Genomic DNA, 21,432 nt, shown 5'->3' with positions numbered 1-21,432 from the left:
GTCAGGGTGTCGGGCTCAGCGATCCTGCCCGTCATCCGCCGCCGCGTCGAGCATCGCCTGCACCAGCAGCGTCAGGTCGCGGTCACCGCCGTCGTCGTCCTCGGGGTGGAACTGGACGCCGAGGACCCATCGGGTCGGGTGCTCCACGGCCTCGACGATCCCGTCGAGCGCACGGGCGGCGACGACCAGATCGGCGCCGACCACCTCGACCGCCTGATGGTGGCCGGACCGCACGACGAGCGGGCCGGCGCCGACGATGCCTGCCAGGCGCGACCCGTCGAGGACCTCGACCTTCTCGTCGAGGAACATCGGCTCGCCCGGGCCTCCGCGGTGCAGGCGGTAGTCCTCGATGTCGGGCAGGATCGTGCCGCCGTACGCGACGTTGATCAGCTGCGACCCGCGGCAGATGCCGAGCACGGGCCGGTCCGCGGCGGCGTAGACACCGATGAGCTCGATGCTCCCCCGGTCCGCGGCCTCGTCGATGCCGTAGGAGTTCGGGACGGGGCCGTCCGGGCCGCCGTAGCAGGCGGCCGCGATGTCCCCGCCGCCTAGGACGAGCAGCGCATCGGCCTCGACGCCGCCGGTGCGGGCGGCGTCGAGGTCGGCGGGCACGGACGAGTCGACCAGCGTGTACGACGCCCCGGCGGCCGTGACCGCCGCGAGCGCGTTGCGGGTGAACCGGCGGACGAGCCCGGCCACGGGCTCGGTCATGTCGGGGAAGTTGAGCGAGACCAGCACGGCGACGTGCGGGCGGCCGTCCTCACGCGGCAGCGGTTGGGCCGGCTCGACCTCAGCGCGGGTGACGACCGCGGAGACGTCGGTCGTGTCGGTCACGGGCGTCACCTCTGGACGTAGAAGAGACGCTTGTTGACGAACTCGCCGATGCCGAGCGGGCCGAGCTCGCGGCCGAAGCCCGAGCGCTTGGTGCCGCCGAACGGCACGTCGGCGCCCTCGCCGGCCGGCGTGTTGACGTTGGTCATCCCGACCTCGAGGCGCTCGGCGACGCGGATCGCCCGCTCCTCGTCGGCGGAGAAGACCGCGCCCCCGAGGCCGAAGTCGACGTCGTTGGCGAGCGCGACCGCCTCCTCGTCGGAGGAGACCTTGTAGACGACGGCGACCGGGCCGAAGAGCTCCTCGCCGTAGGCGCGCATCCCGGGCCGGACGTCGGTCAGCACCGCCGGGCTGAACCAGGCGTGCTCCTTCAGCTCCCCGCCGACGTGCAGGGTGGCACCCTTGTCGACCGCGTCCTGCACCTGGGCGAGCAGACCCTCGGCGGCCTTGCGCGAGACCATCGGCGAGAACTCGGTGTCGAGGTCGGCGTCGGTCCGCGGCGTCATCGCCCCGGCCCGCTTGACGAGCGCGGCCACGAAGTCGTCGTAGACGTCCTCCATGACGATCATGCGCTTGTTGGAGTTGCAGGCCTGGCCCATGTTGGAGATCCGCGTCGACCAGGCGAGGTCGGCGGCCGCCTCGACGTCGTCGGTGTCGAGCACGATGTAGGGGTCGGAGCCGCCGAGCTCCAGGACGACCTTCTTCAGGTGGCGGCCCGCCGCCTCGGCGACGGCGGTGCCGGCCCGCTCCGAGCCGGTCAGCGAGACACCGCGCACGCGCGGGTCGGCGATCATCGAGGCGACCTGCTCGTGGGTGGCGAAGAGGTTGCGGTAGACGCCGTCCGGCACGCCGGCGTCGGCGAAGAGCTGCGCGATGGCGAGTGCGGAGGTCGGGCAGTTCTCGGCGTGCTTGAGCAGCACCGTGTTGCCCGCGACGAGGTTGGGCGCGGCGAAGCGGGCGACCTGGTAGTAGGGGTAGTTCCACGGCATGACGCCGAGCAGCGGTCCGACCGGCACGCTCTGGATCCGGCCGCCCTCGTGGCCCGGGAGCGGCACGTCGGCGAGCAGGTCCGGGCCGTTGTCGGCGTAGTAGTCGAAGATCTCCGCGCAGAACGCCGCCTCTCCCGACGCGCCCTCCGGCCGCTTGCCCATCTCGGTGGTGATGAGAGCACCGAGTTCGTCGGCGCGCTCGGCGAAGAGCCGTGCGATCTGCTTGACGATCGCGACCCGCTCCTCGATCGGGCGGGCCCGCCACTCCTCGTACGCCGCCGTCGAGGCCGCCACGGCCTCCTCGACCTCGGCGTCGGTGGCGAACGGGTAGGTGTCGAGCACCTGACCGCTGGCGGGGTCGGTGACCTGGTAAGGCGGGGTCAGCGTCATTGCTGTCTCCTTGGTTGATGACCGCTCAGCGGTCGGCGCGGTGTTTGGCCGCACGCTCCACCAGATCGGCGAAGAGCACGGCATCGGTCGGGTTGGTCGCGTGCAGGTCCTCGGGGTGCCACTGGACTCCCAGGAGTCCGGCGGGGTGCTCGATCGCCTCGACGCAGCCGTCGTCGGCCCGGGCGACGACCCTCAGGGCCGCCCCGAGGCTGTCGATGGCCTGGTGATGGTACGACGACACCGTGATCCGGTCACGACCGGTGACGTCGTGGAGCCGGCTGCCCGGGGCGACGGCCACCTCGTGCATCGCGTTGCGGTGCTCGACCGGACCGGTGTCGAGGTGCTGTGTCAGGGTGCCGCCGAGCGCGACGTTGACGACCTGCATGCCGCGGCAGATGGCCAGCGTCGGCACGCCGAGCTCGAGCACCGCCGCGACGACGCCGAAGTCGAGGTCGTCGTCGTGCGGCACGGGCGTCTCGGTCTGCACCACCGGCGCCTGGCCGTAGCGCGCGGGCTCCATGTCGCCGCCACCGGGCATCAGCACGCCGTCGAAGCGGGCGAGCCGTTCGGTCAGCTCGGCCGCCGGGTCGGCGTCGGGCCCGTGCATCACCAGCGGCTCGCCGCCGGCGGCCCACACGCCCTCGCACAGCGCCTCCGCGACGATGGTGCCGGAGAAGCGCAGCACCTGGACGCCGGCGCTGCGGCGGCCGGGGATCGCGATCAGCGGACGCATCAGAACGGGTAGTCCAACGTCGGCAGCCAGGCCTCCCACACCTTGCGGTGACGGCCGTCGGCGATCACGCGCTCGAGGGCGGTGTCGAGGGTCGCCAGCAGCTGCGGGTTGTCCTTGGCGACGCCGATGCCCCACGGGTTGTTGGTCCTGACGACGAAGCCGAGCTCGAAGGTCGGGTCGCTGTCGCCGAGCGGCACGAAGACCACGTCGTCGTCGACCACGCCGAACACCTCGCCCTCACGGAGGGCGGCCAGCATGTCGCCGTACACGTCGCCGGACTCACCGGGGAAGGGCACCACGACGGCCCCCTCGAACGAGTGGGCGAGCCGTTCGTTGGCGGAGCCGGCGATCGCCGCGATCCGCTTGCCGACGAGGCCCGAGGGGTCACCGACCGCCTCGCCGCGGCGGCACAGCACGCCCTCGTGGAAGATCCCGTACGGCGCGGTGAAGTCGACCTGCTCGAGGCGCGCGGGGATGATCCCCTGGCCACAGAGCACGGCGTCGACGTCGTGGCGGCGCACCGCTGGGAGCATGTCGCCCCACGGCATGATCGCCCACTCGATCCTCACGTCGAGCTCGTCGCCGAGGAGCTCGGCCAGCGCCGGCTCGAAGCCGGACCTGGAGCCGGAGGCGTCGGCGAGGCCGAACAGCGGCGGCGCGTCGGCGTCGATGCAGGCGAGCCTGAGAGCTGCGCTCACGGGAGGTCCGCCCAGTAGAGGTCGCGCTCCCAGGTCGTGACGGCGCTGTTGAAGCGGGCCCACTCGTCGGTCTTGTACTCGACGATGAGGTCGGAGAGCTCCGCACCGAGCGACTCGCGCAGGTAGCCGTCCGCCTTGAACGCCTCGATCGCCTCGCCGAGGCTGAGCGGCAGCTTGCCGAAGAGCTCCGGCGCGGTGGAGAGGTAGCTCGAGCCGACCGTGGGCTCACCGGGCGTGATGGCGTTCTTCAGGCCGTCGTCGATCGCCGCGACCATCACCGCGTGCGAGAGGTAGGGGTTGACCGAGGCGTCGGGCAGCTTGTATTCGAGGCGGCCGTTCGCCGAGAGCCGGACCGTGCAGGTCTTGTTGTCCAGACCCCAGTCGATGCGCGAGGGCGCGAACTGGCCGGCGTCCCAGTAGCGCTTGTAGGAGTTCACCGTCGGGCCCATGATCAGCATCGCGCCGGGCGTGTGGGTGAGCAGGCCCCCGAGGGCGTGCTGGCCCTCCTGGGTCAGGTGCAGCTCGGGGCGGCCGGCCTCCTCGAGCACGTTGACGCCGTCGCGCCACAGGCTGAAGTTGTGGTGGCAGCCGTTGCCCATGTAGCCGGTGCCCGGCTTCGGCATGAAGCTGCACTCGATGCCGAGCTCGCGCGCCACCTGCTTGCAGATCTGGCGGTAGGTGACCAGCCGGTCGGCCGTCAGGTTCGCGTGGTCGAACATCCAGTTGAGCTCGAGCTGGCCGCCGTCCTCGTAGTCGCCCTCGATCATGTCGAGCCCGAGCGCACGGGCGTAGGTGATCACGCGCTGGTAGATCTCGCGGTAACGCTCGAGGTGCTCGATGTGGTACGCCGGGCTGGAGTCGGGCCGGAACTGCGCCTCGAGACCCGGGCCCTCCCACGTCATCTCCGGCTCGGTGCCCGTGCGCAGCTCGAGACCGGTGCGGACCGTGAACTCCTCGTGCACGCGCTGCAGCAGGCCGCGGGCGTCGGTGGCGAGCGCGGCGCCGGCCTTCTCGGGCCGGTGGTCGGGCTCGTAGAGGCGGCAGAAGAAGCGCGCGACCTTGGTGTCCCACGGGAGCACGGCGAAGGTGTCGAGGTCCGGGACCGCGGTGTACTCCGCCGCCTCCGTGCCGCCGCCGAGGAGCTTGCCGCTGCGGTCGGTCTGCAGGTTGGCGATCGCGGTGCGGTGCTGGTTGACGCCGCGCACGGCGATCCGGTCCACGTGCGCGGCCGGGACGACCTTGCCGACGACGCGGCCGGTGATGGTCACGGCCTGGTAGTAGATGTACTCCACCCCGTTGTCGGCGATGGCCTGCTTGATGGCGTCGAGCGCTCCCGGTCGGGAGTTGAGCTCGCGGTGCTGCTCGAGTGCGGTGGGCATGGTGGCTCCTCGGGTGGGTGGTCGGTGGGCGTCAGGGACGTCAGTGGGCGTCAGTGGGTCAGGGCGGGCGCGACGAACCGCTCGCGGAGGGTCCGGAGGCGTGCCGGGGCGAGGTTGACCGCGACGGTGCCGACGAGGCGGCCGTCGCGCAGGTAGCTGACGACGGCGCCATCGGCGAGGCGGTCCAGGTCGCCCTCCTCGACCTCGACCTCGGTGCCGAGGGCCGGCGAGCCGTAGGCCTGCAGCCGCAGGTCGAGGAGATCGCTCCAGAACGACGGGGTCGGGGTGAACGGCTCGTCGGGACCGGCTCTCCCGTCGAGGTCGGCCACGAGGGCCGCCGCGGCGCGCTTGGCGGTGTCGGTCGGCATCGACCAGTGCTCCACCCGTCGCGGCGTCTCGTCGAAGAGCGGGTTGGGGAAGCGGGCGACGTCGCCGACCGCCACGACGCGCTCCGCGCCGACGACGCGGAGGTCGTTGTCGGTGAGCACGCCGTCGCTGAGGTCGAGGCCGTTCCCCTCCAGCCACTCGGTGTTGCACTGCGACCCGATGGCCTCGACGACCAGACCGGCGGGCAGCGTCGTGCCGTCGGCCAGCATCACGCCGGTGACGTCGGTGGCACGGCTGTCTCCGGCGTACGCCGCGATGCCGGCACCGCTCGCGAACCGGATGCCGGCCCGCTCGAGGTGGTGCTGGATCGCGCCGCCCAGCTCGACGCCGAGCACACGCTCGAAGGCGACCTGCTCGGGGAAGACGACGGTCACGTCGAGGCCGAGCCTGTGCAGCGAGGCGGCTGTCTCACAGCCGACGAAGCCGCCGCCGATGACGACGGCCGCCCTGTGCTCGCGACGGTGCTCGCGCACCGCGGCCCGGAGGCCGCACGCGTCGGCGAGGGTGCGCACGACGTGGCGGCCCTGTTGAGGACCGGGCACCGGCAGGCGCCTGGCGCGCAGGCCGGTCGCGACGGCGAGGCCGTCCCAGGCCAGGACCGTGCCGTCGTCGAGGGTGACCGTGCGTGCCTCGAGGTCCGCGGCGACCGCACGGCGGCCGAGCCGGAAGTCCACATCGGCGACCGACGTACGCCGCCGGAAGGCCAGCCGCGCGTGCAGCCGCTCGGGGTCGTCGTCGCCCTCGTCGGCGAGGATCTCCTTGGAGAGCGGGGGCCGGTTGTAGGGCAGCCAGGGCTCCTCGCCGACGACGGTGACCGGTCCGGCGTGGCCGGCGGCACGAAGCTGCTCGGCGACGCGGAGGCCGCCGAGGGAGGCCCCCACCACGACCACGTGGCCGCCCGTCATCTCAGGCGCCGATCAGGATGGCCTGGACCGGGCAGACGTCGGCCGCCTCCTCGATCTCGTCGGCGTAGGCGTCGTCCACCTCGCCGTCGAACTCGAGGCGGCCGTCGTCGTTCATCCGGAACGCGACCGGCGCGGCGATCGCGCACTGGCCGTGGTCCTCGCAGCGGGCCATGTCCACGGTGATCTTCATGGGTCTCTCCTTCCCAGGGTCGGGCGTCAGGGTCGAGCGTCAGGGGGCGGGGGTGAAGCTGATCGGCAGGGTGATGGGGCCGGTGTTGCCCGAGTCGGGCAACCACGTGTCGCCCGGGAGCGGCCGAGGGTCGCGCAGGCGTCGCGCCAGGAGCGGCAGGGCCTCGCTCATGTCGCTGCGAGCGACGAAGTGCCCGAGGCAGTGGTGGGCGCCGCCACCGAAGCCGTAGTGCGGCCGGCGCTCGGCGGTGATGTCGAACGACGGCTCACCGAAGACGCGCGGATCCGTGCCGGCCGACTCGCTGTAGAGGTGGATCGTGGTGCCGGCCTCGATCGTCAGGTCGGCGAACTCGAAGGTCTCCTTGGCCTCGCGGGTCACCCAGCGCACGGTGGGGTTGACCCGCATGACCTCCTCGACCGCCTTGCCGCCCAGGGACGGGTCGGAGGCGAGCAGGTCCCACTGGTCGGGGTGCTGCATGAACGTCTGCATGGCCAGGCCGAGCTGGTTGCGGGTGGTGTCGTAGCCGCCGAAGATCAGCAGCACGATCGCGTCGCGCAGCTCCTGCTCGCTGAGGCTGTCGTCGTCGCGCTGCGCGCGGACCAGGACGGACATGAAGTCGTCGCCGGGGCTCTGCTTGCGGTCCGTGATCAGCGCGTCGGCATAGGCGTAGAGGCGCTCGAGCGCCTTCTCGATCTGGGGCAGGTCCTGCTTGAGGGTCACGCCCATGGCGAGGCCGAGGGTCGCCGACTCGCGGGCGATGATCTCCCACTCCTCCTCGGGCAGGCCCAGCATGATCGCGATGACGCGGGCGGCATAGGGCTCCGCGAACTCGGCGGTGAAGTCGCACTCCCCCTTGTCGGCGAAGGCGTCGACCAGCTCGGCGGCCAGCGCCTGGAAGCGCGGGACCAGGCCCCCGATGAGCTTGTGGGAGAAGGCCGGGTTCATCAGCCGGCGCAGGCGGTGGTGCTCCTCGCCCTCCTTGTTGAGGACCCAGGAGTCGAACCAGGCCGCGAACGGACCCTCGACGACGCCGTTGTGGGCCGGCCACGCGGCGCTGCCCTGCTTGAGCTTGGGGTGCTTGAGGAGACGGCTGACCTCCTCGTAGCGCAGCACGGCCAGCCCGTACTCGGTCCAGGCATACCAGCTCTGCTCGCGGATGCTCTTGACCTCGTCCGAGGTGATCGAGAACAACGGGTCGGTGACCGCCAGGCGCGGTCCCAGCTCGGACGCGGTCTCCGAGGTGATCGTGGTCATCAGGCCTCCTTGGTGGATGACCCAAATACTCTAATCTTAGGTTTTTAGTGTCAAGGGCTCTCGCAGAAGTCCTCGGAAATCAGTCGTCGGCGCGCGCCCTCAGGCTCGACCGGGAGCGGCCACGGCGAGCGTCCACCCGGTCCAAGCGGCCAGCGGCGCCTGGGCGAGCCACCGCTGCGACTCGCTCGCGGGATGGACGGCGAGGCGCTCCCCCGGCATCCAGCGGGCCGATCCGGCCGCCACGACAGACCGGTCCTCGGCGACGATCACGGCCTCGCCCGGCAGCTCGCGCAGCCGGGCGACGAGGGCGCCCTCAACGACGTCGGGGTCGAGGTCGGCGCCCGCGGCACCGACGAAGCGATCCCCCACGAGCACCGGCACGGCGACGGTCAGGATGAGGAAGTCGGCGCCGGCATAGTCGACGTACGGGCCGTAGAGCGCCGGCCCGCGCCGGCGCTCGGTGGCGATGAACCAGTCGGTGTCGAGGTAGTCGTACAGGTCCGGGTCGTCGGCGGCCAGGTTGAGCTTGAGCCGGCGGATCCCGGTCTCCCGCTTCTGGAACCAGAGCAGATAGCGGTCGCGGTCCCGGATCACGCCGGGGGCCACCAGGAAGCCGAGTCCGAGCATGTCCGAGGCGCCCTCGAGGCGGCGGATGAACCCGTCCGCGAGGCCCATGAAGCTGTCCTCGCCGAGCGTGCCGACGGCCGACGGCTCGATGACGGCCGCGACCTCGTCGGCCACCTCTCCCAACGAGTCGAGCCATCCGGTCATGTAGCCGTTCACACGATCCGCGACCTCGCCGAATGCCTCCGCGACCGCGTGCTCGCCGGCGTTCGTCATCGAACCGTCTCCCTCGCGTCGTCCTCGATGAGCTGCAGGTGGCCCGTGGTGAGCCGGCGCAGGTTCGCCCGGACGTGCCTCTCGGCGGCATGCTGCGCCGCCTCCGCGTCCTCCGCGGCGATGGCCTGGGCGATCTCGTGGTGCTCGGTCACGATCTCCTCCGCCTCGGTGTCCGAGAGCCGCGGGAGCCACAACATCCCCACCATCTCGGCCTGGAGGGCGACCTCACGGCGCACCAGACGCTCGGAGCGAGTCGCGATCGCGACCTCGATGTGGAAGCGAGTGTCGGCCTTGATCCGGGCACCGCGGGTCGCCGCCGCGCCGATGTGGTCGACGAGCGCGATGATGCGGCGCAGGCTGCGCGGAGCGGCGCGCTCGGCAGCCAGCCGGGCCGACAGCCCGGTGATCGCCACCTGCTCGTCGGCCAGGTCGCGCAGCGCGGCGACGCTGATCGCGGCGAGCCGCTCGCGATCGGGCTCGGGAGGCGGCTCGAGGGACCGCTTGATGAACGTGCCTCCGTTGCGTCCGCGCCGGGTCTCGACCAGGCCCCGGTCCCGCAGGGTCGAGATCGACTCACGCAGCGTCATCGGGGCGACGCCCAGCTGGTGCGCGAACTCCACCTCAGGCGGGAGCTGCTCGCCGTCCGCGATCAGACCGAGGTGGATCGCCTCGGTCAGGCGCGCCGCGAGCTCCTCGGCGCGGCCGGCCGAGGCCAGGGGCGCGATGAGAGCGACGTTGTCGATGACGGCCTCCTCGAAGACGAATGCGCGGGACAAGGTAAGCACACCTGGAGATTTCTGGCGCCAGGTCTTGTGACATAAACCTCTAGGTATGTAGGTTTCCGTCCCAGTCGCTTTGACCTTGCTCACACCCGGAGGAACACATGCACCACTCCGACCACGATGACGCGCATCTGGCGTCACTGGGCTACACGTCGGAGTTCCGACGCGACATGAGCCCGTGGGCGAACTTCTCGCTGGGCTTCACCTACCTCTCGCCGGTCGTCGGCATCTACACCGTCTTCGCCGTGTCGCTCGCGCTCGCCGGTCCGCCGATGATCTGGAGCCTGGTCATCGTCGGCGTCGGCCAGCTCCTCGTGGCGCTCGTCTTCAGTGAGGTCGTCGCGCAGTTCCCGGTCGCCGGCGGCGTCTACCCCTGGGCCCGGCGCCTGTGGGGCAAGAAGTGGGCCTGGATGACCGGCTGGGTCTATCTGCTCGCACTGCTCACGACGATCGCGTCGGTCACCTACACGGCCGGCTTCTACGTGGCTCCCGTCCTCGGCATCGAGGCGAGCACGAACACCGTCATCGTGTGCGGCCTCGGCACGATCCTGCTGGCCACCATCATCAACTTCCTCGGCACCCGCGTCCTCGCGATGGCCGCCATCATCGGCTTCACCGCCGAGATCCTCGGCGCCCTCGTCGTGGGCGGCTGGCTGATCATCGCGCACCGCCACCACGGCGTGGGCGTCATCTTCGACAGCTTCGGTGCCGGCCACGGCAGCTATGTGTCGGCGTTCATGGCGGCGAGCCTCATCGGCATCTACCAGTACTACGGCTTCGAGGCCTGCGGCGACGTCGCCGAGGAGGTCCCGAACCCGGGCCGCCTCATCCCCAAGGCGATGCGCCGCACCATCTACATCGGCGGCGCCGCGGCCACCTTCGTGTGCCTGGCCTTCACGATGTCGCTCGCCAACATCGGCGCCGTCATCGACGGAAGCGACCCCGACCCGATCAACACCGTCCTCGTGGACGCCTTCGGCACTGTGGGCTCGCGGATCGTCCTCTGCGTCGTGCTGATCTCGTTCCTGTCCTGCGCGATGTCGCTGCAGGCGGCGGCCAGTCGGCTGGCCTACTCCTACGGCCGCGACGACATGATCTTCGGCTCGTCGCTGTTCAAGCGGTTCTCCCCCTCGCGGGCCGTCCCGCCGTACGCCCTCATCCTCGCCGGCGTCGTGCCCGCCCTCATCGTGCTGCTCTCCCGCGTCAGCACCGACGCGGTCACCAAGATCGTCAGCTTCGCGGCCTTCGGCATCTACCTCGGCTTCCAGATGGTCGTGTTCGCCGCGCTCCGCGCGCGCCTCAAGGGCTGGGAGCCGTCCGGCGCCTACCGCCTCGGCAAGTGGGGCCTGCCCGTCAACGTCGCCGCCCTCGTGTACGGCGTCGGCGCCATGGTCAACATGGCCTGGCCGCGCACCCCCGACGCCGCCTGGTACGACAACTACCTCGTGCTGCTCTCCGCCGCCGTGGTCGTCGGCCTCGGGATCGTCTACATGGTCCTGCACCGCAGCTATGGCCGCAGCAACGCGCCGTTCGACGACGCCATCCCCTCGCGGGCGCCGCGGCCTGCTCCCGACCTCCGTGAGCCGGAAGTGGTCCAGTAGGTCATCGCTCTCGTCCGAGCCAACCGGGGTCGGCCTGCGTCGCAGGTCGGCCCCGGTGTGCATCAGGCACCTGCGTCGTCATGTCTGCACATTTGAGTGCGCTGGGTTCAATGGAGGCTGGGTTCGACCGGACCCGGTCACGGACGGCGACGAGGCGAGGACGGACGCGAGCTCGAGATGAAGGAGACGTGGGGCCTCCGCGGAGCAGGCGTGGCAGTGATGACGGCGCTGCTCATGCTCGTCGCGGGCTGCTCGGGGACGGGTCCAGGGTCCCGCTCGGCAGACGGACCGGCACCATCCGGCTCGTCCGCCCCCGGCACAATGGGCTCCTCACCGGCGGCCACCCACACGGCGAAGCCGACGAAGCACGTCCCGACGGGACCGCCGCTCCAGGTCGACAGCATCGCGCCGCTCAGCGGATCGACGGTGGGCGTGGCCATGCCCATCTCGATCGTCTTCTCCCACCCCGTCGACGCGTCTGCCCATCGGGAGCTGGAGCAGCACATCAGACTCACCACGTCGGTCCCCGTCACGGGGGCCTGGCACTGGTTCGGTCCTCGGCGCGTCGACTTCCGACCGAAGACGTACTGGACGCCCGGGACCACCGTGTCGATGATGGCGAGCTGGAACCACGTCGGCGACGGCAACGGGCGGTACGGCACGCACAGCTACACACGCACCTTCACGATCGGGGCGGACGTCCGCACCCACGTCTACGTGCGTGAGCACAAGACGGTCGTCACCAGCAACGGGAAGGTCCTGCGCACGATGCCCAGCGACGCCGGCAGCCCCGACTGGCCGTCGTGGGACGGGACGATGGCCGTCGTCAACAAGTCGCGCACCGTCCGCATGACCTCCTGCAGCGTCGGGATCGCCTGCAAGAAGAGCGACCCCAACTACTACGACCTCGTGCTGCCCTGGGACGTGCGGATCACCTGGTCGGGCACCTTCCTGCACTACTCCGACGCGGACCCCTCGCCCGGGCACAGCTATGGGTCGCATGGCTGCGTGCATCTCTCGAACGCCGACGCCCAGTGGTTCTACCGCGTCGTCAAGCAGGGCGACCCCGTCACGATCAGCGGATCACCGCGAGGCAAGGCCGCCGGCGACAACGGGTACGCCGCCTACGACCTCTCGTGGGCGCAGTGGCTGGCCGGCAGCGGGATGAAGGAGATCACCACCTCGGCCTGAGCATCCCTTGCTGTCACGTCGGGCGGGGCGAGTCGAGGATCACCGTCACGGGGCCGTCGTTGACGAGTGAGATCTGCATGTCCTCGCCGAAACGCCCCTGCGCCACGGTGGCGCCCAGAGACCGCAGCTCGCCACACAATGCCTCGTAGAGCGGCTCCGAGACAGGTCCCGGCGCGGCCGCCTGCCAGGTCGGACGCCGGCCCTTCCGCGCGTCGCCGTACAAGGTGAACTGGCTGACCACGAGCAGCGGTGCACCAGTGTCGGCACACGACTGCTCCTCGCGCAGAATCCGCAGACCCCAGATCTTGCGCGCCATCCAGGCGACATCTGATGGCCCGTCGTCATGGGTGACGCCGAGGAGCACCACCAGGCCGGGCTCGTCGAGCCGGCCGACGGCTACGCCGTCAACGGTGACCGATGCTCGGAGGGCTCGTTGAACGACCGCGCGCACGAGGTGACCTTTCCGGAGGGAGCGACGACGCGCCTACCCTTGCATGCGCGTGCCCTCGCCGGTGTCGCGCAGCAGTCGTGGCAGGTAGGCGGCGCCCGCGCCACCGCTGATGCCGGCGACGTCACCGGGGTTGGAGATGGCGCACTGCTTGAGCGAGAGACACCCGCACCCGATGCAGGAGTCGAGCCCGTCGCGGAGGCGCTCGAGGGCGGCGATCCGCTCGTCGAGCCGGACCCGCCAGTGCCTCGAGATCCGGCGCCAGTCCGACTTCGTGGGTGTGCGCTCGGCGGGCAGCCCGGCGAGCTCCTCACGGATCTCCTCCAGGGACAGTCCCACGTTGCTGGCCGCGCGAATGAACGCGAGCCGACGCAGCACGCTTCTCTCGAACATGCGCCGCCCGCCGGGTGAGCGGTGCGCGCTGATGAGGCCCTGACTCTCGTAGTAGCGCAGCGCCGACGCCGCGAAGCCACTACGGCGGGCCACCTCCGACATGGCCAGAAGGTCCTGGGCGTCCATCGGCAAAATCCTTCCCTCCCGCTTGACCTCAAGTTCACTTTAACTTGAACACTGAAGACATGACAGCAAACAACGACAGCCCTGTCGCGGTCGTGACCGGCGGATCCGCCGGGCTCGGACGCGCACTCGTCCATGCGCTCACCGATCGCGGATGGCACGTCGTCACCGACGGCCGCCACCCCGACGCGCTGACGGCGGCCACCACTGGCCTCCCACAGGTCACCGCGCTCCCCGGCGACGTGCGCGATCCCGTTCACCAACAGGACATCGTCGAAGCCGTGACGAGGCTCGGGCGCCTGGACCTGCTCGTCCACAACGCGAGCGAGCTTGGTCCGATGCTTCCGCTGGCGGAGGTCGAGCCGGAGGTGCTGGACGACGTGCTCGCGACCAACGTCCTCGCCCCGCTCGGGCTCACCCGACGGCTCCTGCCGACGTTGCGCGAGAGCGGCGGCGCGCTGGTGGGCATCTCGAGCGACGCGGCGGTCGAGCACTACCCGACATGGGGCGCGTACGCCGTCGGCAAGGCCGCCCTCGACCATCTCATCCTCACCATCGGGGTGGAGAACGACCTGCGTGCGTACGCCGTCGACCCGGGCGACCTTCGAACGGCCATGCATCAACGTGCGTTCCCGGGCGAGGACATCTCCGACCGGCCCCTGCCGGAGACCGTGGTGCCGCAGCTGCTCGAGGTGATCACCGGCGACCGGCCATCAGGGCGCTACCGGGTGAGCGACGAGCCCGCCCTGGCGGCTGCCGAGGCCACCCGATGACGCTTCTTGCTGAGACGTCGGGCGTCCACTTCTCCTCCCCCGACGAGACGACCGCGCCGGCACCGGCCGAGTGGCGTGGCTATGCCCGTGACGAGGTGCGGCTCCTCGTCGCGAGTCGGCGCGGCATCGTCCACACCCGCTTCCGTGACCTGGCCGACCACCTTGCACCGGGAGACCTGCTGATCGTCAACGACTCCGCCACCGAGGCACGCCAGCTCGACGCGACGCTCGTCGGACGCGGTGCCATCGTGCTGCACCTGGCGCAACGCCTGCCGGGCGGTGCGTGGGCGGTCGAGCTGCGCACAGCGCCCGACGCGCACCGCTCCGTGCTCGATGCCGCCGAGGGCGACGTGGTGACAGCCGCCGGCCTGCGCCTCACCTTGACCGCGCCGTACCCGGCAGGCGCCTCGTCGCCGACCGGTCACGGCAACCGGCTGTGGCGCGCGACCGTCACCGGAGACGTGACCGGTGAGCTGCAGGCCCACGGCCGCCCGATCGCCTACGGCTACCTCGACCGCCGCTATCCCCTCGAGGCCTACCAGACGGTCTTCGGTCACCGGCCGGGCAGCGCCGAGATGCCGTCCGCCGCGCGACCGTTCACCGCCTCACTCGTGGCCGAGCTGGTCGGGCACGGAGTCCAGATCGCGCCCGTCACGCTCCACACGGGCGTCTCCTCGCAGGAGGCCGGGGAGGCACCGGCGCCGGAGTGGTTCGAGGTCACCGCCACGACAGCACGGCTCGTGCGCGAGACCAAGCGCGCGGGCGGACGAGTCGTGGCCGTCGGCACGACCGCCACGCGTGCGCTCGAGTCCGCCGTCCTTCGCCGCGGCCGTCGAGGCACCACCGTCGCGGCCGGCCGCGGATGGACCGAGCGCGTCCTCACGCCGAAGCAGCCGCCGGTCGTCGTGGACGGGCTCATCACCGGCTGGCACGACCCGCATGCCTCGCATCTCCTGCTCGTCGAGGCCGTCGCCGGACGCGAGCTCACGCAGCGGGCCTACGACGCCGCCATCGAGGCCGGCTATCTGTGGCACGAGTTCGGTGACGCGGCCCTGCTGCTGCCGTGAGGGCCCACCCACCCGGGACGTCAGACGGTTGGAGCAACCGCTTCCACGATTCGTCTGACGTTCCCACCAGCCCGCAGTGACGCTGATACCCGCGATGTCGAGGCTTCCGCTCGGCGGAAGCACCCCGTGGACGGTCACGGGCGCCGACCCGTAGGAATGCAGCATGCGTACTGAGGTCGCCATCGTCGGAGCCGGTCCGGCCGGACTGCTGCTCGCCCACCTCCTGGCTCAGGACGGGGTCGAGAGCATCGTCGTCGAGACGCGGACGCAGGAGTACGTCGCCGCCCGCATCCGCGCCGGCATCCTCGAGCACTCCAGCGTCGAGCTGCTCCGATCGGTCGGACTGGGGGCGGGGATCGACGCGCACGGCGATGAGCACCGCGGGATCTACCTGCAGTGGCCGCACGAGCGCCACCACCTGGACTTCGTCGACCTGGTCGGTCGCAGCGTGTGGGTCTACGGCCAGACACAGGTGCAGGCGGACCTCGTCGCCGCCTCGGAGGCGGCGGGCCGCCAGGTCATGTACGGCGTCTCCGACACCGCGCTGCACGACCTCGAGACCGACCACCCGTCGGTGACGTATGTCGACCCCGACGGCACCGCGCAGCGGATCGACGCCGACGTGGTGGTCGGCTGCGACGGCTCCTTCGGTGTCAGCCGCGCCGCCGTTCCGGACGCCGTGCGAGCGACGTGGGAGCGGGTCTACCCCTACTCGTGGCTCGGCATCCTTGCCGACGTCGCGCCCTCGACCGACGAGCTGATCTATGCCTGGCACCCCGACGGATTCGCGCTGCACTCGATGCGGTCGGCCGAGGTCAGCCGGTTCTACCTCCAGGTCCCGAACGGCACCGACGTGGCCGAGTGGTCCGACGACCGGATCTGGGACGGGCTGGCGACCCGGCTCGGTCACGGCCAGGACGGGTGGCACCTCACGTCAGGGCCCATCACGGAGAAGAGCGTGCTGCCGATGCGCAGCTTCGTGTCCGAGCCGATGCGGCACGGACGCCTCTTCCTCGCCGGCGACGCCGCCCACATCGTGCCTCCGACGGGCGCGAAGGGGCTCAACCTCGCCATCGCCGACGTCGCCCTCCTCGCGCCGGCTCTCACGCAGCTCCTCCGCAAGCGCGACAGCGCGCTCGCCGACGCCTACTCGGAGACCGCCCTGCGGCGCGTCTGGCGCTGTGAGCACTTCTCCTGGTGGATGACGTCGATGCTGCACACGTCCGACGATCCCTTCGACGCCCAGCTGCAGCTCTCGCAGCTGCGCTGGGTGACCTCGAGCCAGGCCGGAGCGGCCGGTCTCGCCGAGAACTACGCCGGTCTCGCGATCGGGCACTGACCTGGCGATCGGTCAGGAGCCCGACTCTCCCAGCACCCGGTTGGCGACGGCGAAGGCGGTGTTGGCGGCGGGGACGCCGACGTAGATCGCCGACTGCAGGAGCACCTCGATGATCTCCTCCCGCGTGAGCCCGTTCGTGAGCGCGGCACGGAGGTGGAACTCCAGCTCCTCGAAGTGCCGCCCGGCGACGAGGGCGGTGAGGACGGCGATGGAACGGTCCCGCCGCGCGAGTCCCGGCCGGGTCCAGATCGTCCCCCACGCATAGCGGGTGATGAGGTCCTGGAAGTCGCGGGTCACCTCGGTCGTGCCGGCGACCGCACGGTCGACGTGGGCGTCCCCGAGCACGGCTCGGCGCACGGCCATCCCGGCACTGTGCACCTCGTCACCGGGCACCTGGTCGCTGGGCACCTGGTCGCTGCCACCACGGAAGAAGTCGACCAGCAACGTCGCGACGGTGTTCGGCGCCTCCGCCGGGGCGAGGTGAGCGACGCCGTCGAGCTGGACGAACCGGCCGCCCGGCACCGCGGACGCGTCGGCGGCCAGCAGAGCAGCCGGAGTCGGCTCGTCGTCGCTGCCGCCGATGGCCAGCAGCGGAACTGCGATCGAGGGGAGCTGGTCCCGGACGTCGAAGCCGGCGAGCGCTTCGCACGCCAGGGCGTAGCTCTCCTTGTCCGCCTCCTGCAGCGACGAGAGCAACCTGGTGCCGACGTCGGGATGGCGGTCGAGGAAGCCTGCGGCAAACCAGCGCTTGGCCGAGCCCTCCACCATCACCGGCGTGCCGGAGGCGCGGACCAGCGCGGCCCGTTCGTGCCAGCCCTCGGGCGTGCCGATCCGCGCACCGGTGCAGGCCACCGCGACGCCGGTGAGTCGATCGGGCGCATCCAGAGCGAGCTGCAGGCCGACCGCTCCCCCGAGTGAATCCCCCGCGTAGGCGAACGTCCCGCCGCCGAGGGTGCGCTCGACCGCGGCGAGCACGGCGGCGGCGAGGTCCGCGATCGTGTACGACGCGGTCGCCGGCGCGCCCTGTCCATGGCCGGGCAGCTCCCACCCGACGACGTGGAACCGGTCGCCGAGCCGCTTCGCACACCCGCCCCATAGGGCGGTGACGGCGGCGCCGAGCGAGGGTCCGACGACGAGCGGCGGCAGCCGGTCACTGCCGGCGAGGCTGACGAGGGTGAGATCCAGCGAGGACATGACCTAGAGGTCCTTCCACACGTGCGCGGCCTGTTCGAGGGCGGCGTCGATGAGCAGGTCGGTCGCACCGAGGTACGCCGGGTCGGCCTCCGCCGAGTCCGCTGAGCCCCGCGACGACCCCGAAGACGGGCTCATGCTGCGCTGCTCGGCGCGGAGCGTCTCGTCGGCCGCGGCGGCGCGGGCGGCCATCGCATCGGCATCGACCGCCAGCCCCTCGAGGAGATCGGCCGCCTGCGACGCGGCGACGACGCTGCGCCGGGCCAGGGTGCGCAGCGTGTCCCACTCCGCATGCCAGGCGCCGTCGGGCCTCTCGTCGACGTACGTCGCCGCGGCGGTGTGCAGCGTCGCGGCCAGCCCAGGGGCGGCGAGGGCGTGCCGCCGCAGCAGCACCGACAGCACCGGGTTCGCCTTGCCGGGCATCGTCGAGGACCCGCCGCCCGCGGCCTCGCGGAGCTCGGCGATCTCGGGACGCGACAGCAGGGCGACATCGGAGGCGATGCGACCCCAGGCGTCAGCACAGCCGACCAAGGCGTCGGCGTACTCCGTCAGCAGCGAGCGCTCGGTGTGCCAGGGCACGCTGACCGCCAGGCCGAGCCGCTCGGCCGTGTCGACTCCCAGCGCCCGCGCGACCGAGGGACCACCCGCGAGCGCGGCCGGCGCGGCGAGCGTGCCGGCGGCGCCCCCGATCTGGACCGGGAAGGGCGGGCACCGGTCGAGCCTGTCGGCGGCGGCAGCGATGCCGTGCAGCCAGGTGGCCGCCTTGAGCCCGAAGGTGATCGGGACGGCGTGCTGGGTCAGCGTGCGGCCTGCCATGACGGTGCCTCGATGCTCCCGCACCGGGCCGGTCGGCCCGGCCAGCGCGACGGCCTGCCGCCGCAGTCCCTGCCGCACCTGGGCGACCGCATCGCGCAGGCACAGCACGAGCGCCGTGTCGAGGACGTCTTGGGAGGTGAGCCCTCGGTGGACCCACCTCGCCCCGGTGCGCTCCCGCAGCAGCGCCACCAGGCCGATGACCGGGTTGCCGCCGGCCTCCGCGCCCACGGCGAGCTCACCAAGGTCCTCCGCGCCCACGGTGCCGCCCAGCGAGACCGGCTCCGGTGCGATGCCCGCTTCGACGAGCGCGTCGATCCACGCCTGCTCGACGGCCACCATCGCGTCCAGGAACGCGTCGTCGGTGAAGACATCCCCGGCACGGTCGTCGCCGGGCCAGAGCAGGTCAGCCATGGTCGCCAATCTAGTGAGGTCCAGTGATCAGCCGTGCTGGAGGAAGACGGTCTCGCCCTCACCCTGCAGCCGGAGGTCGAACCGCAGCCCCTGCGCGTCGGAGGTCGCGATCAGCGTCGCCCGCTCCTCCTCGGTCAGGGAGACGAGCAGCGGGTCGGCGGCGTTGGCCGGGTGGTCGGGCAGATAGATCCGCGTGAAGAGCCGGTCGAGCAACCCGCGCGCGAAGACCACGACCGCGAAGAACGGAGCCGCGCCCTCCTCGGTCGGCCCGGGCAGCACGGTGCTGAACGAGTAGTGCCCCGTGCGGTCGGTCGCGGCGCGTCCCCAGCCGGTGAACGTCCAGCCGTCACGATGCAGCGAGCCGGCCTCGCGCGGGACGACGCCGTCCGAGTCGGCCTGCCAGATCTCGACCATCGCATCCGGGATCGGCGTCCCCACTCCGTCCGAGACGACGCCGTGCAGGCGGATCGCGTCGGCGCGGCCGGGCGGGACGAGCTCGTGGCCGGCGGCGTACGGCAGGGCCTGCCCGAAGAACGGACCGATGGTCTGGCCGGGGGTGATCACTCGTGGGCCTCCTCGGGCTCGGTCCAGGTCCGGCCTTTGCCGGTCAGCACGATGTCCCAGCGGTAGCCCATGCTGTGGTCCGGCACCGTCAGGTCGTGGTCGTAGGTCGCCACGAGCGCGTCACGTGTCTTCTGGTCGGTGATCGCCTGGTAGATCGGGTCGAGCGCGAAGAGCGGGTCGCCCGGGAAGTACATCTGCGTCACCAGTCGCTGCGTGAAGGCGTGCCCGAAGAGCGAGAAGTGGATGTGGGCCGGCCGCCAGGCGTTGCGGTGGTTGCCCCAGGGGTAGGGGCCGGGCTTGATGGTCTGGAAGCGGTATTCGCCGTCCGGACCGGTCAGGCAGCGTCCGACTCCGGTGAAGTTCGGGTCCAGCGGTGCGGGGTGCTGCTCGTTCTTGTGGACGTAGCGGCCTGCGGCGTTGGCCTGCCAGATCTCGACGAGCTGACCGGCCACCGGACGCCCGTCGCCGTCGACGATCCGCCCCGAGACGGTGATCCGCTCGCCGATCGGCTCACCGGCGTGGGCGGAGCTCGTGCCCGCATGGGCGCCGATCGTCAGGTCGGACTCGAGCGGGTGGACGTCACGCTCGCTGAAGCACGGCGACCAACGCTCGATCGCCTCCGGGTCGACGTGGTGCGGGTCCTTGGTGGGGTGACGCAGGATGCTCGAGCGGTACGGCGGATAGTCGATCCGCGGCTGCCGCGCGTCTCCGCCCGCCCGCTGCGCGGCCGTCTCGATCTCGGCGATCTCAGCGGAGATCTCCTGCTGCGTGGTCTCGGTCACGAGCACACCGTAGGAACAGACGGGCTACTCTGCCGAGAGCGTGCTTCCGCTCAGCAGAAGGCTCTGCGGAGGGCTCGTCGAGAGGAAGAGGCCATGGCCGGCAATACCACCGCTCCCGGCACGACGGTCACCTCGCGGGTGCTGGCCATCCTCGGCGCCTTCGACTCCGCCCACCGTTCCCTCACCCTCACCGACATCTCCGAGCGCGCCGGCATCGCCCGGCCCACCGCTCACCGTCTCATCGCCGAGCTCGTCGCCTGGGGCGCGCTTCGTCGTGACCCCCAGGGTCGCTACGTCATCGGCCGTCGGCTGTGGGACCTCGGACTGCTCGCGCCCGTCCAGACGGGTCTGCGCGAGATCGCCTCCCCGTTCCTGCACGACCTCTACGGCGCGACGCTCGCCACGATCCACCTCGCCGTCCGGGAGGAGACGTCGGTCCTCTATCTCGACACCCTGCGCGGGCACGCCTCGGTGCCGATCGTGAGCCGCGTCGGGTCCCGACTCCCCCTCCACGCCACCGGAGTCGGCAAGGTCCTGCTCGCCCACGCTCCGGACGACGTGCGGCAAGCGGTGCTGTCGGCACCGCTGCGCCGGCTGACGCCGTACACGATCACCCAGCCCGCCGCGCTGGAGCGCCAGCTCGCCCGGATCCGCACCGAGGGCTACGCGACCACGCAGGAGGAGATGACGCTCGGGGCATGCTCGGCAGCCGTCCCCATCACCGTCGCCGACCAGGTCGTGGCCTCACTCGGCATCGTCGTGCCCGACCTGCGCCGCACCAGGACCCGGCTCGTCGCCGCCCTGCAGGTCGCCGCGCAGGGCATCGGGCGCAGTCTCGGCGGCGGGCGGTAGCCGGACGCCCATGGGGACTCACCGGGTCCTTCAGCGATCGGCTTCGAGGACCTGCTGGAGCAGCAGATACGCCACCCGGTAGCCGTCGGGCTGCTCGCTCTCACGTGGCCCGGCCACGTTCACCGTCAGGTCGCTGCCGAGCCCGTCGAGCCAGGCCAGGACCGCGTCGGGGTCGCCCTCGGTCACCAGGCACGGCCGGCCGAGCCGATCGGCCGTCTCGATGGTCAGGTCCGTGCCCGGCGAGCTCGAGCCGTCGGCGCGGATGACGAGGGTCGCGTCGCTGTCCCGGATGTTCCGTCGGGTCCGTTCCGCCGGATCCGAGGACGGCGTGGACCGCAGCTCCGGATAGTCGGCAAGGAGGCCTGGCGGCTCCGGGCGGTCCTCGGCGAGGCCACCGGAAGGGCACCAGCCGCCGTACGCACGGCCGGCCTCCTTGGCGGCGTCGAGCGCCCCCCGGTCGACGCCCGTCTGGCCGCCCGACATGATTCGACGGATGCGCACGG

The 21,432-nt window shown here is 71.5% G+C and carries 23 protein-coding genes; 6 read left to right on the top strand and 17 right to left on the bottom strand.

All coding sequences use genetic code 11. The features are described 5' to 3' along the window. Positions 1 to 15 precede the first annotated feature (15 nt). The 10 genes from ACYQ1K_RS11775 to ACYQ1K_RS11730 form a co-directional block, all read right to left on the bottom strand. Positions 16 to 834, bottom strand: a complete 819-nt coding sequence (locus ACYQ1K_RS11775; protein WP_459983173.1) for a gamma-glutamyl-gamma-aminobutyrate hydrolase family protein — start codon at positions 832 to 834, stop codon at positions 16 to 18. A gap of 5 nt (positions 835 to 839) precedes the next feature. Next, complete coding sequence (locus ACYQ1K_RS11770) at positions 840 to 2,210, bottom strand: NAD-dependent succinate-semialdehyde dehydrogenase (RefSeq protein ID WP_459983172.1); 1,371 nt, start codon at positions 2,208 to 2,210, stop codon at positions 840 to 842. A 25-nt stretch (positions 2,211 to 2,235) separates the two neighbouring features. Beyond that, complete coding sequence (locus ACYQ1K_RS11765; RefSeq protein ID WP_459983171.1) at positions 2,236 to 2,943, bottom strand: gamma-glutamyl-gamma-aminobutyrate hydrolase family protein; 708 nt, start codon at positions 2,941 to 2,943, stop codon at positions 2,236 to 2,238. Beyond that, positions 2,943 to 3,641, bottom strand: coding sequence for a substrate-binding periplasmic protein (locus ACYQ1K_RS11760; RefSeq protein WP_459983170.1), 699 nt, complete (start codon positions 3,639 to 3,641; stop codon positions 2,943 to 2,945). Before ACYQ1K_RS11760 ends, ACYQ1K_RS11765 begins: the two co-directional genes overlap by 1 nt. Further along, positions 3,638 to 5,020 carry a glutamine synthetase family protein gene (locus ACYQ1K_RS11755; protein WP_459983169.1) on the bottom strand — a complete coding sequence of 461 codons (1,383 nt, stop codon included), beginning with the start codon at positions 5,018 to 5,020 and terminating at the stop codon, positions 3,638 to 3,640. Before ACYQ1K_RS11755 ends, ACYQ1K_RS11760 begins: the two co-directional genes overlap by 4 nt. A 50-nt stretch (positions 5,021 to 5,070) precedes the next feature. Next, positions 5,071 to 6,312 (bottom strand): NAD(P)/FAD-dependent oxidoreductase, encoded by a 1,242-nt coding sequence (locus tag ACYQ1K_RS11750; RefSeq protein ID WP_459983168.1) that lies wholly within the window; start codon positions 6,310 to 6,312, stop codon positions 5,071 to 5,073. A 1-nt stretch (position 6,313) separates the two neighbouring features. Further along, entirely contained in the window at positions 6,314 to 6,502 is a 189-nt protein-coding gene (locus ACYQ1K_RS11745; protein ID WP_459983167.1) for a ferredoxin, read from the bottom strand. 39 nt (positions 6,503 to 6,541) lie between these two features. Then, positions 6,542 to 7,756, bottom strand: coding sequence for a cytochrome P450 (locus tag ACYQ1K_RS11740; protein WP_459983166.1), 1,215 nt, complete (start codon positions 7,754 to 7,756; stop codon positions 6,542 to 6,544). Between the two features lie 99 nt (positions 7,757 to 7,855). Further along, a complete protein-coding gene (locus tag ACYQ1K_RS11735) occupies positions 7,856 to 8,596 on the bottom strand; it encodes a cache domain-containing protein (RefSeq protein WP_459983165.1) in 741 nt (246 codons plus the stop codon). Next, positions 8,593 to 9,372 carry a FadR/GntR family transcriptional regulator gene (locus ACYQ1K_RS11730; RefSeq protein ID WP_459983164.1) on the bottom strand — a complete coding sequence of 260 codons (780 nt, stop codon included), beginning with the start codon at positions 9,370 to 9,372 and terminating at the stop codon, positions 8,593 to 8,595. The genes ACYQ1K_RS11735 and ACYQ1K_RS11730 overlap by 4 nt, the downstream gene beginning before the upstream one ends. A 107-nt stretch (positions 9,373 to 9,479) precedes the next feature. Between ACYQ1K_RS11730 and ACYQ1K_RS11725 the strand changes: the two genes are divergently transcribed. After that, on the top strand, positions 9,480 to 10,979 hold the full coding sequence (locus ACYQ1K_RS11725; protein ID WP_459983163.1) for an APC family permease: 1,500 nt from the start codon (positions 9,480 to 9,482) through the stop codon (positions 10,977 to 10,979). A 219-nt stretch (positions 10,980 to 11,198) separates the two neighbouring features. After that, positions 11,199 to 12,170: a L,D-transpeptidase gene (locus tag ACYQ1K_RS11720; protein ID WP_459983200.1), complete on the top strand. Its 972-nt coding sequence runs from the start codon at positions 11,199 to 11,201 to the stop codon at positions 12,168 to 12,170. 13 nt (positions 12,171 to 12,183) lie between these two features. Here ACYQ1K_RS11720 and dtd read toward each other — a convergent pair whose 3' ends face one another. Next, positions 12,184 to 12,621, bottom strand: coding sequence for a D-aminoacyl-tRNA deacylase (gene dtd, locus ACYQ1K_RS11715; RefSeq protein ID WP_459983162.1), 438 nt, complete (start codon positions 12,619 to 12,621; stop codon positions 12,184 to 12,186). Between the two features lie 33 nt (positions 12,622 to 12,654). After that, on the bottom strand, positions 12,655 to 13,137 hold the full coding sequence (gene soxR / locus ACYQ1K_RS11710) for a redox-sensitive transcriptional activator SoxR (protein ID WP_459983161.1): 483 nt from the start codon (positions 13,135 to 13,137) through the stop codon (positions 12,655 to 12,657). Between the two features lie 59 nt (positions 13,138 to 13,196). Here soxR and ACYQ1K_RS11705 point away from each other — a divergent pair, with 59 nt between their 5' ends. The 3 genes from ACYQ1K_RS11705 to ACYQ1K_RS11695 all read left to right on the top strand — a co-directional run bounded on the left by ACYQ1K_RS11705 (position 13,197) and on the right by ACYQ1K_RS11695 (position 16,313). Continuing rightward, positions 13,197 to 13,907: an SDR family NAD(P)-dependent oxidoreductase gene (locus tag ACYQ1K_RS11705; protein WP_459983160.1), complete on the top strand. Its 711-nt coding sequence runs from the start codon at positions 13,197 to 13,199 to the stop codon at positions 13,905 to 13,907. Next, on the top strand, positions 13,904 to 14,974 hold the full coding sequence (locus ACYQ1K_RS11700) for an S-adenosylmethionine:tRNA ribosyltransferase-isomerase (protein WP_459983159.1): 1,071 nt from the start codon (positions 13,904 to 13,906) through the stop codon (positions 14,972 to 14,974). The genes ACYQ1K_RS11705 and ACYQ1K_RS11700 overlap by 4 nt, the downstream gene beginning before the upstream one ends. A 163-nt stretch (positions 14,975 to 15,137) precedes the next feature. Next, positions 15,138 to 16,313 carry a 4-hydroxybenzoate 3-monooxygenase gene (locus ACYQ1K_RS11695; RefSeq protein WP_459983158.1) on the top strand — a complete coding sequence of 392 codons (1,176 nt, stop codon included), beginning with the start codon at positions 15,138 to 15,140 and terminating at the stop codon, positions 16,311 to 16,313. 12 nt (positions 16,314 to 16,325) lie between these two features. Here ACYQ1K_RS11695 and pcaDC read toward each other — a convergent pair whose 3' ends face one another. Genes pcaDC through pcaH form a run of 4 tightly spaced genes read right to left on the bottom strand, consistent with a single transcriptional unit; the run spans position 16,326 to position 20,077 of the window. Next, the gene (pcaDC, locus tag ACYQ1K_RS11690; protein WP_459983157.1) at positions 16,326 to 17,507 is read right to left on the bottom strand and encodes a bifunctional 3-oxoadipate enol-lactonase/4-carboxymuconolactone decarboxylase PcaDC; all 1,182 of its coding nucleotides are present in this window, start codon (positions 17,505 to 17,507) and stop codon (positions 16,326 to 16,328) included. 3 nt (positions 17,508 to 17,510) lie between these two features. Further along, positions 17,511 to 18,731, bottom strand: coding sequence for a lyase family protein (locus tag ACYQ1K_RS11685; RefSeq protein WP_459983156.1), 1,221 nt, complete (start codon positions 18,729 to 18,731; stop codon positions 17,511 to 17,513). A 27-nt stretch (positions 18,732 to 18,758) separates the two neighbouring features. Beyond that, positions 18,759 to 19,295 (bottom strand): protocatechuate 3,4-dioxygenase subunit alpha, encoded by a 537-nt coding sequence (gene pcaG, locus ACYQ1K_RS11680; RefSeq protein WP_459983155.1) that lies wholly within the window; start codon positions 19,293 to 19,295, stop codon positions 18,759 to 18,761. Then, the gene (gene pcaH / locus ACYQ1K_RS11675) at positions 19,292 to 20,077 is read right to left on the bottom strand and encodes a protocatechuate 3,4-dioxygenase subunit beta (protein WP_459983154.1); all 786 of its coding nucleotides are present in this window, start codon (positions 20,075 to 20,077) and stop codon (positions 19,292 to 19,294) included. The genes pcaG and pcaH overlap by 4 nt, the downstream gene beginning before the upstream one ends. A 93-nt stretch (positions 20,078 to 20,170) precedes the next feature. Here pcaH and ACYQ1K_RS11670 point away from each other — a divergent pair, with 93 nt between their 5' ends. After that, positions 20,171 to 20,929 carry an IclR family transcriptional regulator gene (locus tag ACYQ1K_RS11670; protein ID WP_459983153.1) on the top strand — a complete coding sequence of 253 codons (759 nt, stop codon included), beginning with the start codon at positions 20,171 to 20,173 and terminating at the stop codon, positions 20,927 to 20,929. A 30-nt stretch (positions 20,930 to 20,959) separates the two neighbouring features. Here ACYQ1K_RS11670 and ACYQ1K_RS11665 read toward each other — a convergent pair whose 3' ends face one another. Beyond that, positions 20,960 to 21,430 carry a putative molybdenum carrier protein gene (locus ACYQ1K_RS11665; RefSeq protein ID WP_459983152.1) on the bottom strand — a complete coding sequence of 157 codons (471 nt, stop codon included), beginning with the start codon at positions 21,428 to 21,430 and terminating at the stop codon, positions 20,960 to 20,962. Positions 21,431 to 21,432 lie beyond the last annotated feature (2 nt).

It is taken from the genome of Nocardioides sp. AN3 (genome assembly GCF_054653495.1).
This window is presented reverse-complemented; position numbering and strand designations above follow the sequence as displayed.

Bases quoted from the DNA above. Each gene is read 5' to 3' on its own strand.
- ACYQ1K_RS11705 (WP_459983160.1), top strand. From the start codon at position 13,197: ATGACAGCAAACAACGACAGCCCTGTCGCGGTCGTGACCGGCGGATCC.
- ACYQ1K_RS11755 (WP_459983169.1), bottom strand. From the start codon at position 5,020: ATGCCCACCGCACTCGAGCAGCACCGCGAGCTCAACTCCCGACCGGGA.
- ACYQ1K_RS11745 (WP_459983167.1), bottom strand. From the start codon at position 6,502: ATGAAGATCACCGTGGACATGGCCCGCTGCGAGGACCACGGCCAGTGC.
- ACYQ1K_RS11695 (WP_459983158.1), top strand. From the start codon at position 15,138: ATGCGTACTGAGGTCGCCATCGTCGGAGCCGGTCCGGCCGGACTGCTG.
- soxR (WP_459983161.1), bottom strand. From the start codon at position 13,137: ATGGACGCCCAGGACCTTCTGGCCATGTCGGAGGTGGCCCGCCGTAGT.
- ACYQ1K_RS11700 (WP_459983159.1), top strand. From the start codon at position 13,904: ATGACGCTTCTTGCTGAGACGTCGGGCGTCCACTTCTCCTCCCCCGAC.
- ACYQ1K_RS11735 (WP_459983165.1), bottom strand. From the start codon at position 8,596: ATGACGAACGCCGGCGAGCACGCGGTCGCGGAGGCATTCGGCGAGGTC.
- ACYQ1K_RS11765 (WP_459983171.1), bottom strand. From the start codon at position 2,943: ATGCGTCCGCTGATCGCGATCCCCGGCCGCCGCAGCGCCGGCGTCCAG.
- ACYQ1K_RS11725 (WP_459983163.1), top strand. From the start codon at position 9,480: ATGCACCACTCCGACCACGATGACGCGCATCTGGCGTCACTGGGCTAC.
- pcaDC (WP_459983157.1), bottom strand. From the start codon at position 17,507: ATGTCCTCGCTGGATCTCACCCTCGTCAGCCTCGCCGGCAGTGACCGG.
- ACYQ1K_RS11720 (WP_459983200.1), top strand. From the start codon at position 11,199: ATGACGGCGCTGCTCATGCTCGTCGCGGGCTGCTCGGGGACGGGTCCA.
- ACYQ1K_RS11685 (WP_459983156.1), bottom strand. From the start codon at position 18,731: ATGGCTGACCTGCTCTGGCCCGGCGACGACCGTGCCGGGGATGTCTTC.
- ACYQ1K_RS11670 (WP_459983153.1), top strand. From the start codon at position 20,171: ATGGCCGGCAATACCACCGCTCCCGGCACGACGGTCACCTCGCGGGTG.
- ACYQ1K_RS11770 (WP_459983172.1), bottom strand. From the start codon at position 2,210: ATGACGCTGACCCCGCCTTACCAGGTCACCGACCCCGCCAGCGGTCAG.
- ACYQ1K_RS11750 (WP_459983168.1), bottom strand. From the start codon at position 6,312: ATGACGGGCGGCCACGTGGTCGTGGTGGGGGCCTCCCTCGGCGGCCTC.
- ACYQ1K_RS11740 (WP_459983166.1), bottom strand. From the start codon at position 7,756: ATGACCACGATCACCTCGGAGACCGCGTCCGAGCTGGGACCGCGCCTG.